18 protein-coding genes and 1 pseudogene are annotated in these 20048 nt (G+C 70.0%); 12 read left to right on the top strand and 7 right to left on the bottom strand.

Annotation, left to right across the window (positions count from 1 at the left end; translation table 11 throughout):
- Positions 1–23 precede the first annotated feature (23 nt).
- From ACFY9I_RS31670 to ACFY9I_RS31640, 7 genes are all read left to right on the top strand, one after another.
- Positions 24–194, top strand: coding sequence for a hydrophobic protein (locus tag ACFY9I_RS31670; RefSeq protein ID WP_391007794.1), 171 nt, complete (start codon positions 24–26; stop codon positions 192–194).
- Between the two features lie 199 nt (positions 195–393).
- Positions 394–1590, top strand: a complete 1197-nt coding sequence (locus ACFY9I_RS31665) for a phospholipase D-like domain-containing protein (RefSeq protein WP_391007835.1) — start codon at positions 394–396, stop codon at positions 1588–1590.
- 250 nt (positions 1591–1840) lie between these two features.
- Positions 1841–2467: a methyltransferase domain-containing protein gene (locus tag ACFY9I_RS31660; RefSeq protein ID WP_391007792.1), complete on the top strand. Its 627-nt coding sequence runs from the start codon at positions 1841–1843 to the stop codon at positions 2465–2467.
- Positions 2468–2653: 186 nt separating this feature from the next.
- Positions 2654–3682, top strand: a complete 1029-nt coding sequence (locus ACFY9I_RS31655; protein ID WP_391007790.1) for an ArsR family transcriptional regulator — start codon at positions 2654–2656, stop codon at positions 3680–3682.
- 221 nt (positions 3683–3903) lie between these two features.
- Complete coding sequence (locus ACFY9I_RS31650; protein WP_391007789.1) at positions 3904–4863, top strand: hypothetical protein; 960 nt, start codon at positions 3904–3906, stop codon at positions 4861–4863.
- A gap of 93 nt (positions 4864–4956) precedes the next feature.
- Complete coding sequence (locus ACFY9I_RS31645; protein WP_391007787.1) at positions 4957–5415, top strand: hypothetical protein; 459 nt, start codon at positions 4957–4959, stop codon at positions 5413–5415.
- A gap of 135 nt (positions 5416–5550) precedes the next feature.
- Positions 5551–6534: an aldo/keto reductase gene (locus ACFY9I_RS31640; RefSeq protein WP_391007785.1), complete on the top strand. Its 984-nt coding sequence runs from the start codon at positions 5551–5553 to the stop codon at positions 6532–6534.
- A 21-nt stretch (positions 6535–6555) separates the two neighbouring features.
- Here ACFY9I_RS31640 and ACFY9I_RS31635 read toward each other — a convergent pair whose 3' ends face one another.
- From ACFY9I_RS31635 to ACFY9I_RS31625, 3 genes are all read right to left on the bottom strand, one after another.
- Positions 6556–7035 (bottom strand): MarR family transcriptional regulator, encoded by a 480-nt coding sequence (locus tag ACFY9I_RS31635; protein ID WP_391007784.1) that lies wholly within the window; start codon positions 7033–7035, stop codon positions 6556–6558.
- Between the two features lie 292 nt (positions 7036–7327).
- A complete protein-coding gene (locus ACFY9I_RS31630) occupies positions 7328–9547 on the bottom strand; it encodes an NADP-dependent isocitrate dehydrogenase (RefSeq protein WP_391007782.1) in 2220 nt (739 codons plus the stop codon).
- Positions 9548–9878: 331 nt separating this feature from the next.
- The gene (locus tag ACFY9I_RS31625; RefSeq protein WP_391007780.1) at positions 9879–10961 is read right to left on the bottom strand and encodes a mechanosensitive ion channel domain-containing protein; all 1083 of its coding nucleotides are present in this window, start codon (positions 10959–10961) and stop codon (positions 9879–9881) included.
- Positions 10962–11306: 345 nt separating this feature from the next.
- On the opposite strand from ACFY9I_RS31625, the gene ACFY9I_RS31620 reads away from it, so the two are divergent.
- Entirely contained in the window at positions 11307–13205 is a 1899-nt protein-coding gene (locus ACFY9I_RS31620) for an ABC transporter transmembrane domain-containing protein (RefSeq protein WP_391007833.1), read from the top strand.
- Positions 13206–13295: 90 nt separating this feature from the next.
- Here ACFY9I_RS31620 and ACFY9I_RS31615 read toward each other — a convergent pair.
- The 4 genes and pseudogenes from ACFY9I_RS31615 to ACFY9I_RS31600 form a co-directional block, all read right to left on the bottom strand.
- Positions 13296–13445, bottom strand: a pseudogene (locus tag ACFY9I_RS31615) (DUF6766 family protein); the annotation flags it as partial.
- Positions 13446–13654: 209 nt separating this feature from the next.
- Positions 13655–14395 (bottom strand): metallophosphoesterase, encoded by a 741-nt coding sequence (locus ACFY9I_RS31610; RefSeq protein ID WP_391007778.1) that lies wholly within the window; start codon positions 14393–14395, stop codon positions 13655–13657.
- Entirely contained in the window at positions 14392–14733 is a 342-nt protein-coding gene (locus ACFY9I_RS31605) for a hypothetical protein (RefSeq protein ID WP_391007776.1), read from the bottom strand. Before ACFY9I_RS31605 ends, ACFY9I_RS31610 begins: the two co-directional genes overlap by 4 nt.
- Complete coding sequence (locus tag ACFY9I_RS31600; RefSeq protein WP_391007774.1) at positions 14717–15334, bottom strand: nucleotidyltransferase family protein; 618 nt, start codon at positions 15332–15334, stop codon at positions 14717–14719. Before ACFY9I_RS31600 ends, ACFY9I_RS31605 begins: the two co-directional genes overlap by 17 nt.
- A gap of 144 nt (positions 15335–15478) precedes the next feature.
- Here ACFY9I_RS31600 and ACFY9I_RS31595 point away from each other — a divergent pair, with 144 nt between their 5' ends.
- The 4 genes from ACFY9I_RS31595 to ACFY9I_RS31580 all read left to right on the top strand — a co-directional run bounded on the left by ACFY9I_RS31595 (position 15479) and on the right by ACFY9I_RS31580 (position 19513).
- Positions 15479–15721 (top strand): DUF6411 family protein, encoded by a 243-nt coding sequence (locus ACFY9I_RS31595; protein ID WP_391007772.1) that lies wholly within the window; start codon positions 15479–15481, stop codon positions 15719–15721.
- Positions 15722–15800: 79 nt separating this feature from the next.
- On the top strand, positions 15801–16772 hold the full coding sequence (gene ppk2, locus ACFY9I_RS31590; protein WP_391007770.1) for a polyphosphate kinase 2: 972 nt from the start codon (positions 15801–15803) through the stop codon (positions 16770–16772).
- A gap of 88 nt (positions 16773–16860) precedes the next feature.
- Entirely contained in the window at positions 16861–17826 is a 966-nt protein-coding gene (locus tag ACFY9I_RS31585; RefSeq protein ID WP_391007768.1) for a YhjD/YihY/BrkB family envelope integrity protein, read from the top strand.
- Positions 17827–17929: 103 nt separating this feature from the next.
- Positions 17930–19513 carry a glutamate synthase-related protein gene (locus ACFY9I_RS31580; protein WP_391007766.1) on the top strand — a complete coding sequence of 528 codons (1584 nt, stop codon included), beginning with the start codon at positions 17930–17932 and terminating at the stop codon, positions 19511–19513.
- Positions 19514–20048 lie beyond the last annotated feature (535 nt).

Below are 20048 nucleotides of genomic sequence, written 5' to 3'. Positions count from 1 at the left end.
GACGGAGCCGCAGGAGGTTGACAATGGTTCCCTTGCTTATCGTTCTGCTCCTCGCGTTGATCCTTTTCGGGGCGGGATTCGCCGTCAAGATTCTGTGGTGGGTGGCCCTCGCCGTGCTGGTGCTGTGGCTGCTGGGCTTCGTGATGCGGTCGACCACCGCCGGCGGTGGACGCGGCCGGTGGTATCGATGGTGACCTGACCCGCACTCAGCCCTCGTAGGGTCCGGCCGTCATGACGGCCGGACCCTACGAGCAGGTCTGTCGCATCGTCGGCGCGGAGCGCAGTCGTCCGGCTGTACGGCTGGTGCCGGACCGGGGCGCCTCGGTCTGCCGCTTTCCCGCCTCGTGTTCCGACCAAGGGATTGCCATGACCAGTACGCAAGAACCGTCCGAGATGATTCCCGGACCCCGTGGAGCGTCGGGCAGATCGTCCGTCGAGCCGCATGTCAGACGCCTACGGCGGCGTCTGGAGCGTCTGATAGGGGTCGCGGCCACCGAGGGCAACACGCTCACCCCTCTGCGCAACGGAGATGAGATCTTCGCCGCGATGCTGAACGCGATCCGTCACGCCGGTCACACGGTGGACATGATGACGTTCGTCTACTGGAAGGGAGACATCGCCCGCGAGTTCGCCCAGGCCCTTGCGGAGCGGGCCCGCGCCGGTGTTCGGGTGCGGCTGCTGCTGGACGGGTTCGGCAGCCGGCAGATAGAGCCCGAGCATCTGGAAACGATGGACCGGGCCGGAGTGCAGGTGGCCTGGTTCCGTAAGCCGCCGTACCTCTCACCGCTGAAACAGAATCACCGCTGTCACCGGAAGGTCCTCGTCGTCGACGAGGAGATCGCGTTCACCGGCGGGGTGGGCATCGCCCAGGAATGGTGCGGCGACGCACGCGACGAGAACGAGTGGCGCGACACGCACGTCGAGGTCCGCGGACCCGCGGTCGACGGTCTGGCCGCCGCGTTCGCGCAGAACTGGGCCGAATGCCACGACGAACTCTTCGACGACCGGGACAGGTTCGTCGAGCACCGCCCGCAGGGCAACGCCATCGTGCAGGTGGTACGCGGCTCGGCCGGCCTCGGCTGGCAGGACATGCAGACCCTGATGCGCGTCATGCTGGAATCCGCCGAGGAGCGCTTCCGCCTGGCCACCGCCTACTTCTCGCCGGACCCCTACTTCGTCGACCTGCTGTGCGCCGCCGCCCGGCGCGGGGTCGGGGTCGACATCCTGCTGCCGGGCCCCCACACCGACAAACGCGTCTGCCGGATGGCCGGCCAGCACCACTACGAGGACCTGATCTCCTGCGGAGTGAGGATCTACCAGTACCTACCGACGATGATGCACGCCAAGATCATCACCGTCGACCACGTCGCCGCGCTGATCGGCTCCACCAACTTCAACCGCCGTTCCCTCGACCACGACGAGGAGGTCATGCTCGCCGTGCTCGACGAGGAGTTCACCGCCACCCTCGACGAACACTTCGAAGCGGACATCGCCGTCAGCGAACCGATCCGGGTCGGCCGCTGGAAGTCGCGCTCCGTCGTGCAGAGGGCCCGGGAGGCCGCCGTGCAGCCCATCCGCCGGTTCCTGTGACCGCGCGCCCACCGCCGCGCTCCTTCCGAGGGAGCCGAGGCCGGCGCGCTCGAGGTCCGCGCCACGCTGCTCGACCTGGTCGTGCGAGTCGGAGGGGTGCCGTGCCGCGCCCGCGCGACCGGGTGGCCCCGCCGGTTCACCCTCCTGAACCCGCCGGTGGCGGCCGCGTGCGACGATCAGTGAGGGCGCTCCAACGCCCCCTGTTTCTGTAGCGGGTTCCGTACGTGGCCGACCGGAAGGCACGCAGCACATGACGACGCGACGCGACCGTTGGTCGGAACTGACAGGCGGGCAGGCCGGAGAGGAGTACGCCCGACGGTTCGAGCGACTCGCGGAGTCCGGACACGACGTACACGGCGAGGCCGCCTTCTGCGCCGCGCTGCTGCAGCCCGCCGCCCGCATCCTCGATGCCGGCTGTGGCACCGGGCGGGTCGCGATCCGGCTCGCCGAACTGGGCCACCGCTGCACCGGCGTGGACGTCGACCGCTCCATGCTCGCCGTCGCCCGCCGCAAGGCCCCCGCACTGACCTGGCTCCACGGTGACCTGGCCCGCCTCGACAGCCTCGGCCTGGAACCCGGCTTCGACCTGGTGCTCGCCGCCGGGAACGTCATCCCCCTGCTGGCCGCCGGCACCGAACCGGCTGTCGTCCGGCACATGGCCGCCGTACTGCGCCCCGGCGGACTGCTGGTGACCGGTATGGGACTGGACGCGGAGCACCTGCCGCTGTCGGAACCGACAGTGACACTGACGGACTTCGACCACTGGTGCGCACAGGCCGGCCTGACCCTGCGGCAGCGCTTCGCCACCTGGGACGGCGCCCCCTACCACCAGGGCGGCGGCTACGCCGTCAGCGTGCACTCCCGCCCCCTCACCTGAATCCCCGCCCGCACCGACCGCGTGCGCGGGCATCACCGCCCGCACTCGTGTGGGTTCGCGCCGCCGACCACCCCCCGTGTGTGGATCGGGTGATTGTCATGTGCGTTTTCTGTGATTGCCTCAACTCCCTCGGTCGGCCATTCTGTTGCCCCAGTTCGCAAAAACCTGGATCAGCAAAGGGAGAACGTGGCGCTCCGGATACATTTCACCGAAATAGACCTCGCGAGAACGCGCATCGCGACGCGGGTCGACCCGCTGTGGGAGCTCGCCGCGAGCCTGCACCGTCTCCAGTCGCGTCGAGGCAGGTGGGCCTACGCGGAGTGGTACCGCAGCGCCAGGGCGGCCCTGCACGAACAGAAGCTGGAGCGCGTGCTGCGTACCACGTTGCTGCCGTTGTATCCGAGGGCCGCCTATTTCCCCGACTTCCTCACACCCCCGCAGACGCTGGGCGACCTCGACGGCGGACTGGGTGAACTCCTCGCCACCCCACCGCGACGCGTCGGAGAGGAGATGGAACTGCTCGACCAGGCCGCCGGAGCCCCCTCCTGGGCGCCCCGGCTCGCCGAGCCGGCCGAGCGGGAGGCGCTGGTACGGGTGTTACGCACCTACTACGACGCCGTGGTCGCCCCCTACCAGGACCGGATGGCGGCCCGCATCGAGGCCGAGCGCGCCGCACGATGTCGCGGGCTCATGGACGGCGGCGTGGAGGGCATGCTCGCCGGGCTCGGACCCACCATGCAGTGGCGCCGGCCGGTGCTGCATGTGCGCTACCCCGTCCAGGAACGCGACCTGTACCTCAAGGGGCGGGGCATCACCCTCGTCCCCTCCTACTTCTGCTGGGACGCTCCGGTCAGCCTCGCCGACCCGGAACTTCCGCCTGTGCTGTACTACCCGCTTCTCCATGAACAGCCCGCCCCCGCAGGGGCGTTGGGGGGTGCCCTCGCCGACCGGGCGCTGACGGAGCTACTGGGGCGGGCGCGCGCCGCGGCCTTCCACGCCACGGTCACCGGTGCCACGACCGGCGAGATCGCCCGCGCCGCCGGTGTGTCCGCGTCCTCCGCCAGCAGGCACGCGACCGCGCTGCGCAACGCCGGCCTGATCACCACCACCCGGAACGGTGCGAACGTCCTGCACACGCTCACGCCGCTCGGCGCGTCCGTGCTCCGGGCCTCGACCGCGCCGCCGACCACCCCGCCGGAGACCGTACGGCCGTGACCGGGAGCACCGGCGAACCCCTCCGGGTGACCCGGACATCTCTCCCGGTACCGCCTTCACCGAGCCGCGCCATCACTGCTTCGAGCTGCGCTTTTGCGGTGAGACGCAAAGGCATGGCCTGAGGTCGCGCCGCACGGAATCGTATGCGGCGCGCCCCGCCACAGGGGCGTCAGCCGAAACAGCCGAAACAGCCGACACAGTCGAAGCGGAGGGGGAGTGGCATGAAGCGAACGTTCGCCCTCGCCTGCGCCGGTGCGATGGTCGTCGCCATCGCCTCGGCCGGCTGCGCCGGGGGCGGAAGCGGTGACAGGGGCCGGAGGGCCGACTCGGGCAGCGCCAGGTCGGGGACCGCCGACGCGGCGTCGGGCACCGCGAACATCGGCCGGGAACTCACCGACGCCGAGCAGATCCTCGTGCAGCGGGCCGAAGCCCAGCTCGTGAAGAAGTGCATGGAGGGCAAGGGCTTCAAGTACTGGGCGCGGACCGCACTTACCGTGGACGATCTCAAGGGCGGGGGCTACGTGCTCACCGACCCGGTGTGGGCCGGGAAACACGGCTACGGCAGTCGACGCGCGGACCGGCTCCAGGACGTCCAGCGCGACGACCCGAACCACGCCTACGCCAACGCGCTCCCGGAGCCGGAGCGCATCCGCTACAGCAAGGCGCTCGAAGGCGGCCCGTCCAGCGGAATGCTCACCGCCGAACTGCCCGCCGGAGGCACCGTCCGGACACCGCGCGAAAGCTGCCAGACCGAGGCCAAGAGCCGGCTCTACGGCGACTTCGAGACCTGGTTCCGGGCGGAGAAGACCGCCACCAACCTGTCGCCCCTGTATGTGCCCGCCCTCATCGCGGACGGCCGTTTCGTGCGTGCCGTCGAGCAGTGGTCCATCTGTATGCGCGAGGCCGGACACGACTACGCCGACCCACCGGCCGTCCGCGACCAACTCCCCGCGCTCACGAAGGGATTGCCGGCGAAGAAGGCCTTCGCCGTCGAGGTCGGCCTGGCGGTCGCCGAAGCCACCTGCGCCACCGGAACACCGCTGGCCGAGACGGCACGTGAGCTGGATGCCGAGTACCGCGACAAGAAACTGGGCCGGTACGCCACCGACATCGCCACCTACCGGCGGATGGCGCTCGCCGCACTGGAACGGGCCGAGGACATCACCGGCACCACGGCCTGACGGCGGACGCACCCGTCCGCACCCCCACACGTCCGCAGGGTTCCGCCTGCGGAGCACCCCGCACCACACCAGCAGAACAAGGAGTGATCCCTCATGCGCAAGACCCTGGCCGCAGCCGCCACTCTGGGCCTCGCGGGCCTCGCGGTAATCGTCCCCACCGGCGGCGCCCAGGCCGCGACCGCCTGTGACAACGCGTGGAACAGCGCCAACAACGGCTACTTCTACGCCTACGCGAACGACAACTGCAGCGGCTACCTCGGCAGCGCCGAGGGGTCGGACTCGAACTGGGGCAACGACCAGGGCTCGTTCCAGGGCGGCGACACCAACAACGCCGAGTCCATCCTCCACAAGGGCACCTCCGGACTCGCCGTCCAGGTCTTCAACGGCACGGGCACGGACTGGGCCGGCGGACACACCTGCATCAAGAAGTCCGAGTTCTACATGAGCAGCCTCAACGGGTTCTCGTTCACCAGCGGTTACGACGTGGACAACGAGATCAGCTCCCACCGCTGGGTGGCCGAGGGCTCCTGCGGAAAGTTCCTGGACTCCTGACGACCCGACGAGGGGCCGTACCGAAGCGGTTCGGTACGGCCCCTCGTTCCGTGCGCGCACGCTTGACTTCGCGTGCGCTCCAAGTTGAAGACTCCCGTCCGGGCCCGAGGTGCGGGCGGAACGGGAGGCGACGGTATGAGGTACAGGACGATCGGCAGGGATCCGGGGACCCGGCGTGAGGTGAGCGTTCTCGCTCTCGGGGCGATGCTGTTCGGCTCGCGGACGGACGAGGAGACGTCGTTCGCGGTGCTCGACCGCTATGTCGAAGCGGGCGGGAACTTCATCGACACGTCCGACAACTACGCCTTCTGGGTCGACGGAGGGCAGGGCGGACAGAGCGAGGAACTGCTCGGCAGGTGGCGGCGCAGCCGGGGGATCGGTGACGAGGTCGTCATCGCCACCAAGCTCGGTGCCCGGCCCCTCGCGCCCGGCACCAGCTATGTCGACAACCCCGAGGGCCTGTCGGCGAAGGTGATCCGGGAGTCGGCGGAGCGGAGCCGGGAGCGCCTCGGGGTGGAGCGGCTGGACCTGCTCTACGCGCACATCGAGGACCGTACGGTGTCGGCGCGGGAGACCGTCGAGGGGTTCGCGGAACTCGTCGCGGAGGGCACGGTCGGACTGCTCGGTGTGAGCAACCACGCCGTGTGGCGGGTGGAGAGGGCCCGCGCGATCGCCGCTGCGGCCGGGCTGCCCGGCTACGAGGTGCTCCAGTACCACCACAGCTATCTGCGGCCGCGGACCGACGTTCCGAGCGACCTCTGGGCGGACGGCACCCTCGGCGCCACCACCGGCGAGCTGCTGAGCTATCTGGAGGCCGAGCCCGACCTCACCCTGGTCGCCTACTCACCGTTGCTCAAGGGCGGCTACGTCCGGCCGGAGACGCTGCTGCCCGACTATGACCACCCGGGCACCCGCGCTCGGACGAAGGTGCTGGGCGAGGTGGCGCGGGAGACCGGGGCGACCGTCAACCAGGTGGTGCTCGCCTGGCAGTTGGCAGGGCGGTTCCCGATCGTGCCGCTGGCCGGGGTGTCGTCGGTGGCGCAACTGGAGGAGAACCTCGGCGCCGTGGAGTTGGAGCTGACGGAGGAGCAGCGGATCAGGTTGGACGCCGCGCACTGAACTCCGGCCGCCCACGCCGGGTCACGTCCTGCTGACGTTCGCCGTGAGCAGTCGTAGCAACTGCTTGGTCATGGTGTGCTGTTCGGGGGTCAGTCCCATGGCCTCGCCGATGTCCACGGGGACGGTCCGGGCCCGGTCCTCCAACCGGGCCCCGGCCTCGGTGAGGCGGATGGCGACGGACCGCTCGTCGTCCCTGCGGCGCTCACGGCGGAGCAGGCCGCCGGCTTCCAGCCGCTTGAGGAGCGGGGAGAGGGTGCTGGACTCCAGTTGGAGCGCGGCGCCCAGATCGCGTACGGAGATCGAGTCCTGTTCCCAGAGGGCGAGCATCACCAGGTACTGGGGATACGTCAGGCCCAGTTCGTCGAGCAGCGGCCGGTACCGGGCCGTGACCGCGCGCGAAGCGGCGTACAGGGCGAAGCAGAGCTGGTCGTCCAGGAGGAGGCTGTGCTCCGGTGCGGGGGCCGCTCCGGTAGCGCCCACGATGTCGCCGGCTGTACTCACGGTGTCGCTCCTCGGTCCCGTGCCCTGCATGACGATCACTCACCCTATCTCGAACCTCCTCAACTGCATGCAGTGCAAGATAATCGCGCAGTAGACAGTCGTGGGCAAATTAGTTGTGTACGACTTACTTTTGGGGCCGCTGTTGTGCTCATGCCGACGTCCTGCGTACGGTGCTCGGCGCCGACCGACTGCAGGGACCTGCACGAACACCGCCCCGGCCGTGGATACGGCCGGGGCGGTGTGTTGCTGTGCCGATGGGGTTCTCAGCCCTGGACCGGCGTGTCGGTCGGGCTCAGGCGAAGTTCGCCAGCGCCTCGTTCCACGTGGCCGACGGGCGCATGACCGCGGCGGCCTTGGCGGGGTCGGGCTGGTAGTAGCCGCCGATGTCGGCCGGCTTGCCCTGAACGGCGATCAGCTCGTCCACGATCTTCTGCTCGTTCGCCGTGAGAGTCTCGGCGAGCGGGGCGAAGGCCTTGGCCAGGTCGGCGTCGTCGGTCTGGGCGGCCAGCTCCTGCGCCCAGTACAGGGACAGGTAGAAGTGGCTGCCGCGGTTGTCGATGCCGCCGACGCGACGCGAGGGGGACTTGTCCTCGTTGAGGAAGGTCGCCGTGGCGCGGTCCAGGGTGTCGGCGAGGACCTTGGCGCGGGTGTTGCCAGTGGCTGTCGCGTACTGCTCCAGCGAGGGGACCAGGGCGAAGAACTCGCCGAGGGAGTCCCAGCGCAGGTAGTTCTCCTTGACGAGCTGCTGGACGTGCTTCGGGGCGGAGCCGCCGGCGCCCGTCTCGAAGAGGCCGCCGCCCGCCATCAGCGGGACGACCGAAAGCATCTTGGCGCTGGTGCCCAGCTCCAGGATCGGGAACAGGTCGGTGAGGTAGTCACGCAGCACGTTGCCCGTCACCGAGATCGTGTTCTCGCCGCGGCGGATGCGCTCCACCGACAGCTTGGTGGCCTCGACCGGGGCGAGGATCCGGATGTCCAGGCCCTCAGTGTCGTGCTCCGGCAGGTAGGCGTTGACCTTGGCGATCAGGTTGGCGTCGTGCGCGCGGGTCTCGTCCAGCCAGAACACGGCCGGGTCGCCGGTGGCGCGGGCGCGGGTGACGGCCAGCTTCACCCAGTCGCGGATCGGGTCGTCCTTGGTCTGGCAGGCGCGGAAGATGTCGCCGGCGGAGACCGTCTGCTCGAGCACCACGTTGCCGGCCTGGTCGACGAGGCGGACCGTGCCGGTGGTCGGGATCTCGAAGGTCTTGTCGTGGGAGCCGTACTCCTCGGCCTTCTGCGCCATGAGGCCGACGTTCGGGACGGAGCCCATGGTCGACGGGTCGTAGGCGCCGTTGGCGCGGCAGTCGTCGACCACGACCTGGTAGACACCGGAGTACGAGGAGTCAGGGAGCACCGCGAGGGTGTCGGCCTCCTGGCCGTCCGGGCCCCACATGTGGCCGGAGGTGCGGATCATGGCCGGCATCGAGGCGTCGACGATGACGTCGGACGGCACGTGCAGGTTGGTGATGCCCTTGTCGGAGTCGACCATCGCCAGCTCCGGGCCCTCGGCGAGCTCGGCGTCGAAGGAGGCCTTGATCTCGGCGCCCTCCGGAAGGGCCTCCAGGCCCTTGTAGATACCGCCCAGGCCGTCGTTGGGGGAGAGACCGGCCGCGGCCAGCGCCTCGCCGTACTGCGCGAACGTCTTCGGGAAGAAGGCGCGCACCACGTGACCGAAGACGATCGGGTCGGAGACCTTCATCATCGTGGCCTTCAGGTGCACGGAGAACAGCACGCCCTCGGCCTTGGCCTTGGCGACCTGCGCGGTCAGGAACTCGCGGAGCGCGGCGACGCGCATCACGGAGGCGTCGACGACCTCGCCCGCCAGGACGGGTACGGACTCACGCAGCACTGTCGTGGAGCCGTCGTCGCCGACCAGCTCGATCTTCAGGGAACCGGCCTCGGGGATCACCGCGGACTTCTCGGTGGAGCGGAAGTCGTTCTCGCCCATGGTCGCGACGTTCGTCTTGGAGTCGGCGGACCAGGCGCCCATGCGGTGCGGGTGGGTCTTGGCGTAGTTCTTCACCGAGGCGGGGGCCCGGCGGTCGGAGTTGCCCTCGCGCAGGACCGGGTTCACGGCGGAACCCTTGATCTTGTCGTAGCGGGCGCGGATCTCGCGCTCCTCGTCGGTCTTCGGGTCGTCCGGGTAGTCCGGCAGCGCGTAGCCCTGGCCCTGCAGCTCGGCCACGGCGGCCTTGAGTTGCGGGATCGACGCCGAGATGTTCGGCAGCTTGATGATGTTCGCCGCGGGCGTCTTGGCCAACTCGCCCAGCTCGGAGAGGGCGTCGGGGATGCGCTGGCCCTCCTCCAGGTACTCCGGGAAGACGGCGATGATGCGCCCGGCCAGCGAGATGTCACGGGTCTCCACGGAGACACCGGCCTGCGAGGCGTACGCCTTGATCACGGGCAGGAACGAGTGGGTCGCCAGGGCGGGCGCCTCGTCAGTGTGCGTGTAGATGATGGTCGAGTCAGTCACCGGGTGCTCCGCTCCACGTCTGCAACATTGCTCGACATCAAGATATCTCGTGCGGGGGCGGTACTCGACAGGGGGCGGGGAGTGGGGCGCGTTGTCGGGTGCGGCTGCGTGCGGGCTGGTCGCACAGTTCCCCGCGCCCCTGAAAGGCGCCTGAGAAGCAGGGGCTGCGCCCCGTGCTGTTGGCCCCTGAGTGGCCGAAGGCCCTCAAGGGGCGCGGGGAACTGCGCGAGAAGCCCCACCGGACGGACAGCCGGGAGTCGCAGGGGCGCAGCCCCTTGAGGATGGGACGGGTGGGGGCGGCGGGGGCGGAACCCCGGCGGGGACGGAACCCCTAGGGCGCGACCTCGACGGAGGACTCCCGTTGATGAGGGATCTCCACGCTGCCGCCCCCCGTCTGGAGCGTGATCGCCCGCCGAGGCACCGGCACACTGATCCCCTCCGCCCGGTACCGCTTGTGCAGCCGCTTGATGAACTCGTGCTTGATCCGGTACTGGTCGCTGAACTCCCCGACCCCGAGGATCACGGTCATCCCGATGCGGGAGTCGCCGAAGGTGTGGAACCGCACGGCGGGCTCATGGTCGGGGACGGCGCCCTCGACCTCCTTCATGGTCTCGGCGATCACCTCGTTGGTGACCCGCTCCACATGTTCCAGATCGCTGTCGTAGCCGACGCCCACCTGCACGAGCAGGGTCATGTCCTGCTCGGGCTGGTTGAAGTTGGTCATGTTCGTGCCGGCGAGCTGACCGTTGGGAATGATCACCAGGTTGTTGGAGAGCGACTTGATCGTCGTCTGCCGCCAGTTGATGTCGACGACATAGCCCTCCTCGCCGCTGCTCAGCTTGATGTAGTCGCCCGGCTGGACCGTCTTCGACGCGAGGATGTGGATGCCCGCGAAGAGGTTGGCGAGGGTGTCCTGCAGCGCCAGGGCCACCGCCAGACCGCCGACGCCGAGAGCGGTGACCAGCGGGGCGATCGGGATGCCGAGGGTCTGGAGGATCACCAGACAGCCGATCGCGAGGACCGTGACCCGGGTGATGTTCACGAAGATGGTGACCGAGCCCGCGACCCCCGCCCGCGACTGGGCGAGGGTGCGCACCAGGCCGGCGACCACCCTGGCCGCCGTCACCGTGGCGACGAGGATGAACAGCACCGTCAGGGACTGGTTCACGTTGTGCTGCACGGTCTTCGTCAGCGGCAGCACCGCCGCCGCGGCCGCCGCGCCGCCGACGAACGCGCTCCAGGGCACCAGCGAACGCAGCGTGTCCACGATGACGTCGTCACCGCCCCAGCGGGTCTTCGTCGCGTGGCCGCCGAGCCAGCGCAGCAGCAGCCGCAGCAGGAACGCGGCCAACAGGCCCGCGGCCAGGGTGATTCCGGCCACGAGGTAGTCGTCGAGGGTGAGGGTCCGGGTCATCGGTCGCCTCCCGAGGGACGCGGGGAGCGGCCGACAGGCCGTATGTCGGGTCCCACGGGCCGTATGTGATGTGTCGTCACTTGCCACCTGCTCGAATCCGGAATGCTCGTTCACGCTTGCCCGGACGCGTGTACGACGTCGGGTGCGACGGCTCATCCTGCCGTATCCGCACGGCTGATCGGCACGGGACCTGCGCGGATCGGTCGACGACCGGCCACCGGTTCCCTGGGAATGTCCGGATGCGCACCGCCGGTAGGGACGCTTCCCCTTCCCCACCCCGGCCGGCGCATCGAGAAAGCGGTTGACCTCAAGCTTGGTCGAGGTCCTAACGTCCTCCGTATGAGTATGGAGACCACAGCCTGGACCCAGCTGCAGGGCATGATGACCGCCCAGCAGCACAGCCGCCCCTTCGCCCGGACGACGCTACGGCGCATCGGCGCCTTCGCCCGTCCACATCGTCGCCGTATCACGTGGTTCGTCGCCCTCAGCGTTGTGACCGCCCTGCTCGCCGTGGCGACGCCGGTGCTCGCGGGGCGCGTCGTGGACGTGATCGTGTCGGACGGGGACGAGACACTCGTCGTCCGCCTTGCCGTGCTCATCGCGCTCATCGCCGTCGCCGAAGCGGCGCTCGGGCTGCTGGGCCGACGCCTCTCGGCGACGCTCGGCGAGGGACTCATCCTCGATCTGCGGACCGCCGTCTTCGATCATGTGCAGCGCATGCCGGTCGCGTTCTTCACACGTACTCGTACGGGAGCGCTCGTCAGTCGACTCAACAACGACGTCATCGGAGCCCAACGGGCGTTCAGTAACACCCTGTCCGGAGTGGTGAGCAACCTGGTCACCCTGCTGCTCACCCTCGCCGTCATGCTCACCCTCTCCTGGCAGATCACCCTGCTCTCGCTCGTCCTGCTGCCGGTGTTCGTGGTTCCCGCCCGGCGCATGGGCCGGCGGATGGCCCGGCTCCAGCGGGAAGCGGCCGACCTCAACGCGGCCATGGGAACCCGGATGACCGAGCGCTTCTCCGCGCCCGGCGCCACCCTGGTCAAGCTCTTCGGCCGGCCCGGCGACGAATCCGCCGAGTTCGCCGAACGGGCCCGCCGGGTACGGGACATCGGCGTCCGCACGGCGATGGCGCAGTCGGCGTTCATCACCGCCCTCACCCTCGTCTCGGCCCTCGCGCTCGCCCTGGTGTACGGCCTCGGCGGCTGGTTCGCGCTGCGCGGCACCCTGGAGGCGGGCGCGATCGTGTCCCTGGCACTGCTGCTGACCCGGCTGTACGCGCCGCTGACCGCGTTGGCCGGGGCGCGCGTGGAGATCATGAGCGCCCTGGTGAGCTTCGAGCGGGTATTCGAGGTGCTGGACCTCAAGCCGCTCATCGAGGAGAAACCGGACGCCCGAGAGGTGCCCGAGGGCCCGGTGGCCGTCGAGTTCGACGACGTCCGCTTCGGCTACCCGTCCGCCGACAAGGTCTCCCTCGCCTCCCTGGAGGAGGTGGCAGCCCTCGACACCCGCGGCGGCACCGAGGTCCTGCACGGCATCTCCTTCCGCGCCGAACCCGGCCAGACCGTCGCCCTCGTCGGCTCCTCCGGCGCCGGCAAGTCGACCGTCGCCCAGCTGCTGCCCCGGCTGTACGACACCGACGGGGGCACCGTCCGCGTCGGCGGTGTCGACGTGCGCGACCTGAGCGCGGCGTCGCTGCGCGGCACCCTCGGCATGGTCACCCAGGACGGCCACCTCTTCCACGACACCGTCCGCGCCAACCTGCTGCTCGCCCGACCCGACGCCACGGACGACGACCTGTGGGACGTCCTGCGCCGGGCCCGTCTCGACGACCTCGTACGCTCCCTGCCCGACGCCCTCGACACCGTCGTCGGCGAACGCGGCTACCGGCTCTCCGGCGGCGAACGCCAGCGCATGACCATCGCCCGGCTGCTCCTGGCCCGCCAGCGTGTCGTCATCCTCGACGAGGCCACCGCCCACCTCGACAACACCTCGGAGGCCGCCGTCCAGGAGGCCCTGACGGAGGCGCTGGAGGGCAGGACCGCCGTGGTCATCGCCCACCGCCTGTCGACCGTCCGGGCCGCCGACCAGATCCTCGTCGTCGAGGCCGGCCGGATCGTGGAACGCGGCCGGCACGAGGAACTGCTGGCGGCGGGCGGCCGGTATGCGGAGCTGTACCGGACTCAGTTCGAGAAGACGGAGTCCGGCGAGCCCGTGGTGGAGGCGTCGACCGCGGCGGCCTAGGGTCTGTCGTCACATTCCCGCCTGCGTCGCGATTCGGGCGGCGACGGGAATGTGACGACAGACCCTGAGAGCGGCGCGGCTCCCCCGGGTTCAGCCCTCGATGCCGGTCGTCGCGTGGGCGGCTCCCACCGGCTTGGACTCCGGGGAGCCGCGCTGCCGCAGATAGATCGACAGGACGGCCATGGAGGCGAGGGCGAGGAACTCGGACTGCCGGTTCCGCAGCGTACGGTTCCAGAAGTCGTCAGCAGGGGCACCAGAACGGCTCCCGACACCGCCGCCACCCCGCACCGCCGTCGCCAGGACATCCCAGGACATCCCAGGACCTCCGTTCGGCCGTCGGCGGATGTGTCGACGGACGGTAACCCCCATCCCGTCCCGGTCCGGGCACCGCTACGAACGCCGACCGGCCGTCCCCCGCCGGCTGGGGCAACACCCTCGGGGGAGTGGACTCACTCCGCGGGGGCCGAGGCCACCGGAAGCCGGTACACCGCGAAGGCGCGCCGGATGACCGGCTGGGCCACATTGCGCACCCGCACACCGCCACTGGTGATGCCGTGCTCGGTGCCCAGATGCGCATGGCCGTGCACGGCGAGGTCGGCGCCCGACTCGTCCATCGCCTCCGCCAGCAGATAGCTGCCGAGGAAGGGGTAGATCTCCAGCGGCTCGCCGACGAGCGTGTCCGGCACGGGGGAGAAGTGGGTGAGCGCGACCCGGACCGCGCAGCCGTCCTCCGCCAACTCGCCCAGGGCGCGGCGCAGACCGTCCGCGAGACCCCGGGTGTGGCGGACGAACGCCTTCATCTCGGGCTCGCCGAACTCGCTGCCGCTGCGCCCGGCGAAGCCGCCACCGAACCCCTTCGTCCCGGCGACCCCGACCCGCACCCCGTCGACGTCGAGGACGGTTCCCTCGCCCTCCAGCACGGTCACGCCGGCGGCGCGCAGCACCTCCGTCACGTCCTCGGGCCGCTCGGCGTGATGGTCGTGGTTCCCGAGCACGGCGACGACCGGCACCGGCAGCCCCGCCACCTCGTCGGCGACGACCTGTGCCTCCTCCGGTGTGCCGTGGCGGGTGAGGTCCCCGGCGAGCAGCAGGAGGTCGGCGTGGTCGAACAGGGTGTCGAACGCCGGGCGGAGCAGACCTCGGCTGTCCTGCCCCAGATGGATGTCCCCGACGGCCGCGACCCGGATCACGACAGCTCCTCGGGGTGGTCGGGCGCGGTGACGTCGGCCAGCGCGATGTCCGCCCGAACGGGGACGCCCTGCAACTCCTCCGCCACGATCCGCAGGATCGTCTCGCGGTCGGCCGCGGTGGACACCGTGCCGGTGATGTGCACGGCGTCGCCGCGTGCCTCGATCCGCATGCCCAGCTCGGCCAGATCGCTCCGGGCGAGCCGCTCCCCGACGTGGGCTATGCGGTACTCGGTGGCCGCCCCCGGGCGGGCGGCAGGGGGCGTCGGACCGGTGTGCGATCCGGCACCCGCCTCGGGCGCGCGCCCGACGCCTGGTCCGTTCTCAGGTTCTGTCGCCATCGCCGGCCTCCTCCGGCTCGATCACCTTGAGGCGCTCCAGCAGATACAGGAAGGCGGCCGGCATCGGTTCGCCGCCGCACTCGCGCCGCACCCGGTTCCAGTCGATCTTCTCGCGCAGGGTGCGGGCGATGGGCAGCACGGCACCGAAGTCGCAGTAGTGCTCGGAGAACGCCAGCAGACGCCCGACCAGCAGATCCGTCGCCGCGAGCACGGGCATCCACACCGACTGCACCGACAGCACCTCGGCCCGGTCCAGCAGGTCACGGCTGACCGGCGACCGGGACGGCCGAAAGATCAGATCGACCTCCTGGCCCTGGCTCCGGGTCTTCAGCAGCCAGTCCTCGGACGGCTGGACCACGTGCAGCCCCGCGGCCTCCAGTGTGACGGTGACGGCGTCGATGTCCTCCGGCAGCACACAGAAGTCGACGTCGTGCTGGAGCGTCCCGGGACCGCCGTGCGCGTACACGGCGACACCGCCCGCCAGCGCGAAGGAGTGCCCTCCGGCCTTCAGCAGCGAAGCGACCTCCTTGGCCGCTTCGAGGATGGCCTGGGTCCGATCGGGAGGGAGCCCGTCGTCGTCCGGGCCGGCGAGATCACCCATGCATCCACGATAGTGCGGCTCCGGCCGATGGCCAGACGGGCGACGTGGCGCACGGTGGGCGCTCCACGGCGCACGGCGGGCGCTACATGGAGGGCGCGTGACGGGGCACTCGTGTCCTCCCGAACCGATCAAGGGAGCCGAGTCGTGATCATCGCCGTCATCGTCGGAGTGTGTGTGGTCCTGGCCGTGCTGGCCTTCTTTCTTCCCCGTCTCTCCCGCCACCCGGAACGCGGCACACAGCGTTCGCTCGGCGTCGGCGCGAGGGCCGGTGGCAAGGCGCCCGGCGTCCTGGGCAGGCTCTTCAGCAAGCCGTTCCGGACGAGCTCCCGCGCGGTGGGCCGCAGCGGCTCGGCCGGCCGTCGCACGCGTGGCCGTATGTCCTTCTGACCTGGGGAGACCTGGCGGAAGACAGCCGAGTGGCGCGCACACCCATACTGGGGTACAGGGCTGATGCGGGAGTGGTGTGATGAACGCTGAACAGGCAGACAGCCTGCTGGACGGACTGACCGTCGACAACAGCCGACAGGAGCGACCGATCCTGCTGGACGGTTCCGGCCGCCCCCTCAAGACCTGGCGCGAGAACCATCCGTACGACCACAAGGTCGGCCGCAAGGAGTACGAGCGGATCAAGCGTGTCCTGCAGATCGAACTGCTCAAGCTCCAGCGGTGGGTCAAGGACAACGGTGCACGAGTGATCGTGGTCTGTGAAGGGCGCGACGCGGCCGGCAAGGGCGGCACGATCCAACGCCTCACCGAGCGGCTCAACCCCCGCGGCGCGCGCGTGGTCGCCCTGGACAAGCCCACCGAGCGCGAAGCGGGTCAGTGGTACTTCCAGAGGTACATCGCACACCTGCCGACGGAGGGAGAGATCGTCTTCTTCGACCGCTCCTGGTACAACCGGGCCGGCGTGGAGCGTGTGATGGGCTACTGCTCGAAGGACCAGTACGAGCTGTTCCTGGAGCAGTGCCCGGCCTTCGAGCGGATGCTCGTCGACGACGGCATCCTGCTGGTCAAGTTCTGGTTCTCCGTGTCCCGTGCCGAGCAGCGCACCCGTTTCGCCATCCGGCAGGTCGACCCCGTGCGGCAGTGGAAACTCTCACCCACCGATCTGGCCTCGCTGGACCGGTGGGACGACTACACCGAGGCCAAGGTCGACATGTTCCGCGCCACCGACACCGAACGCGCCCCCTGGACCGTCGTGAAGAGCAACGACAAACGTCGCGCCCGGCTGGAGACCATGCGCAGTCTGCTGTGGCGCATCGACTACACCAGCAAGGACGTCGAGGCGGTCGGTACCCCCGACCCGCTCGTCGTCGGCGCCGCCAACACCCTCCTGGAACCCGGCGAGGAGGACACCACCCTCTCGCCCACCCCTCTGTCCCACCGCACCAGCGGGCCTGGAAGCCACCCCGATCCGCCTGACGACACATCCGCCTGACCAGGACGCCGTCCGGCTGTACGGTTCTCCCGACGGCAAGGTCGTGTTCCTCATCTGGCCGTACGGACGACAGGAGGAGACGCTCTCGATGGGGACCGTCGTGCACGTCCCACAGACGCGGGACATGATCGGGGACGAACTCTCCGGAGACGAGGCGCTCACCGCGCTGAGACACTACGGTGGCCGCCGACTGCTCCTCGATGCCTTCGCCCGGTTCCGTTACGCCGACGGTTTCACCAACTCCCGTTCGCTCGCCTTCCAAGTGGTCCTGGGACTGGTGCCGTTCACCATCGCGCTGGTCGGCGTGGCTACTACCGTGCACACGGAGAGCGTGGGGCGCGTCATCGAACTCACCCTGGGCCAGATCGTGCCGGGCGCCAGCGCGAGTCTGGTCGAGGACGCTCTTGACGCGACCGCGCGCAGCGCCGGTTCCGGGGTCTGGAATGCCGTCGCCATGTGGCTGGGCCTGGCCTTCGCCATCCTCAACCTCGCCTCGGCGATGGGGCAGGTCGAGCGAGGCGCCAACCGCATATACGGCATCGAACGCGACCGGCCGTTCCTGGCCAAGTACGGGCGGTCCCTGCTCCTCGCCCTCGCGGCGGGCATGCCGATGGTCCTGGGGTTCCTCGTGCTGGTCGCGGGGGATGCCCTCGGGAACGCGCTGGTGGAGGCCCTCGGCTGGTCCGAGCAGTGGCTCGACTGGTGGCGGCCCCTCGAAGTGCCGCTGGGCGTGGCACTCGCCTGGGTCGCGTCGGCGGTGATCTTCCGCTGGGCCCCGCGCAGGGACCAGCCGGGCTACACATGGCTCGCGTTCGGCTCTGCGGTCCACCTCGTCCTGTGGATCACGGCCACCTGGCTGCTGGCGCTCTACGTCGCCGAGAGCGGATCGTTCGGCGCCGTGTACGGGCCCTTGACGGCATTCGTCGCCCTGCTGCTGTGGGCCAACCTGACCGGTGTGGCCCTGTTCCTGGGCATCGCCTTCGCCGCCCAGCTCGAAGCGGCCCGGGCCGGGATCACAGAGGCCGTGCGGCCGGATCCGGGACCCGGTTCATGACTTCGATGTGAAGGGCGTGGGGTGGGCCGAGGGAACCGTGTTCTTGTCGTGTTCTAACCGATATGCAGGACTGGCAGGGCCGGCTCGGGGCAGGGAGCGAGTCGTGACTCGTATGGCAATTGTCGCCCTGATCCTCGTCGCCGGCTCTGCGGCGGCCGTCGCCGCGGTCGGTGTCTCGCCGTGGTGGTGCCTGGCCGCCGTACCGCTCACCCTGCTGGGTCTGCTGGGTGTGGCTGATCTGCTGCAGCGTCGGCACGCGGTACTGCGGAACTACCCCGGTCTGGGGCACGCCCGTTTCCTTCTGGAACGGATCCGCCCGGAGCTGCAGCAGTACTTCATCGAGCGGAACTTCGACGGGCGCCCCTTCGACCGGGACGTCCGCAGCATCGTCTACGAGCGGGCGAAGGGCACGGACGCCGAGCAGCCGTTCGGCACCGAACGTGACGTCTACGAGGCCGGTTACGAGTTCCTGGTTCCGTCGATGGCACCGTGCGCCGTGCCGAATCAGCCTCCGCGCGTGCGGATCGGCGGGCCCGACTGCGGACGCCCCTACGACATGGCGCTGCTGAACGTGTCGGCGATGAGCTTCGGCTCGCTCTCGGCCAACGCGATCCTCGCGCTCAACGGCGGTGCCGCGGCCGGGGGTTTCGCGCACGACACCGGTGAAGGCGGCCTGTCGGAGTACCACCTGAGGCCGGGTGGGGACCTGGTCTGGGAGATAGGCACCGGATACTTCGGCTGCCGTACCCGGGACGGCGACTTCGACCCCGGCGAATTCGCCGACAAGGCCGCGCACGATCACGTCAAGTGCGTCTCCCTGAAGCTCTCCCAGGGAGCCAAACCGGGCATCGGCGGGGTCCTGCCGGGTGCGAAGGTCAACGCCGAGATAGCGAGGGTACGGGACGTGGCCGAGGGCCGGACGGTGATCTCGCCGCCGTACCACAGGGTGTTCTCGACCCCGCGCGAACTCGTCCGCTTCATCGCCCGGATGCGCGAGCTGTCCGGTGGCAAGCCGACGGGATTCAAACTGTGCGTGGGCTCGCGCCGGCAGTTCCTCGCCGTGTGCAAGGCCATGCTGGAGGAGGGCACGGCCCCCGACTTCATCGTCGTCGACGGAGGCGAGGGCGGCACCGGAGCCGCGCCCCTGGAGTTCGCCGACCACGTGGGAGCCCCGCTGACCGAGGGGCTGCTCACCGTACACAACGCCCTCGTCGGCGCGGGACTGCGCGACCACGTCAGGATCGGGGCGAGCGGCAAGATCGCCACGGGTACCGACCTGGTCAAGCGCCTGGTGCAGGGCGCCGACTACGGCAACGCGGCCCGGGCGATGATGTTCGCCGTCGGCTGCATCCAGGCCCAGCGGTGCCATACGAACACCTGCCCCACCGGTGTGACGACGCAGGACCCCCGACGCGCCCGCGCCCTCGACGTCCGTGACAAGACGCCGCGCGTCCAGCGCTTCCAGGAAGCGACCGTGGCCGGCGCCCTGCAGATCATGGCAGCCATGGGTGTCACCGACCCCTCCGAACTGCGCCCGCACATGCTCCGCCGACGCATCGAGCCGCACACAGAGCGCTCCTACGAGGAACTGTACGAGTGGCTCGAACCCGGACAGTTGCTCGCCGAGCCTCCCCGGTCCTGGGCGGTCGACTGGAAGGCGGCCGACCCCGACCGCTTCACGGTCTGAACCGGCGGACAACAACAGGGAAGGGCCGCTTCGACCTCCCCAGGTGTCACGGCCCTTCCCCTTCAGGCTTGTCCCGCCTACCCGGACTGTCCGTACTCATGCATCACCCGCCAGACCCGAACCTGGAAGAACTCCGGTACCGGCCGTCCCGGCCGGCCTGTTCCACCCGCCTGTCGTCCCCTGGCACGACTTCGAGCACTACGTGGCGGAGCTGTGCCGCCGACGGCGTGGGCGCTCTCGCGCATGCCGGTCAGTCCGTGTCCGGTGCCCACGGTGGCCGGGGCGGCGAGGGAGCCGGTGCCTACCGGGTTGGACGTCTCGATGCCGACCCGGCTGACCCACGGCCCCGCCCGGGCGCCTACAGCGCGGGAGACCGCCTGCCGATGAAGGGCAACCCGACCATCGGCCGCGCGGGCGTGGCCGGCCGGGCCGTCGGGAGATGGCGTCGTACACCTTGTCCGCCCGCACCCGGTCCTCGACGGCAATTCGAGGGCCGGCGGCGCGCAGTCGGCCGAGATCGCACACCGTGTGGCAT

The sequence above is a fragment of the Streptomyces sp. NPDC012510 genome, assembly GCF_042955065.1.
Lineage (GTDB): Bacteria > Actinomycetota > Actinomycetes > Streptomycetales > Streptomycetaceae > Streptomyces.
Note: the sequence above shows the minus strand (reverse complement) of the source record. Positions and strands in the feature narration are given on the sequence as shown.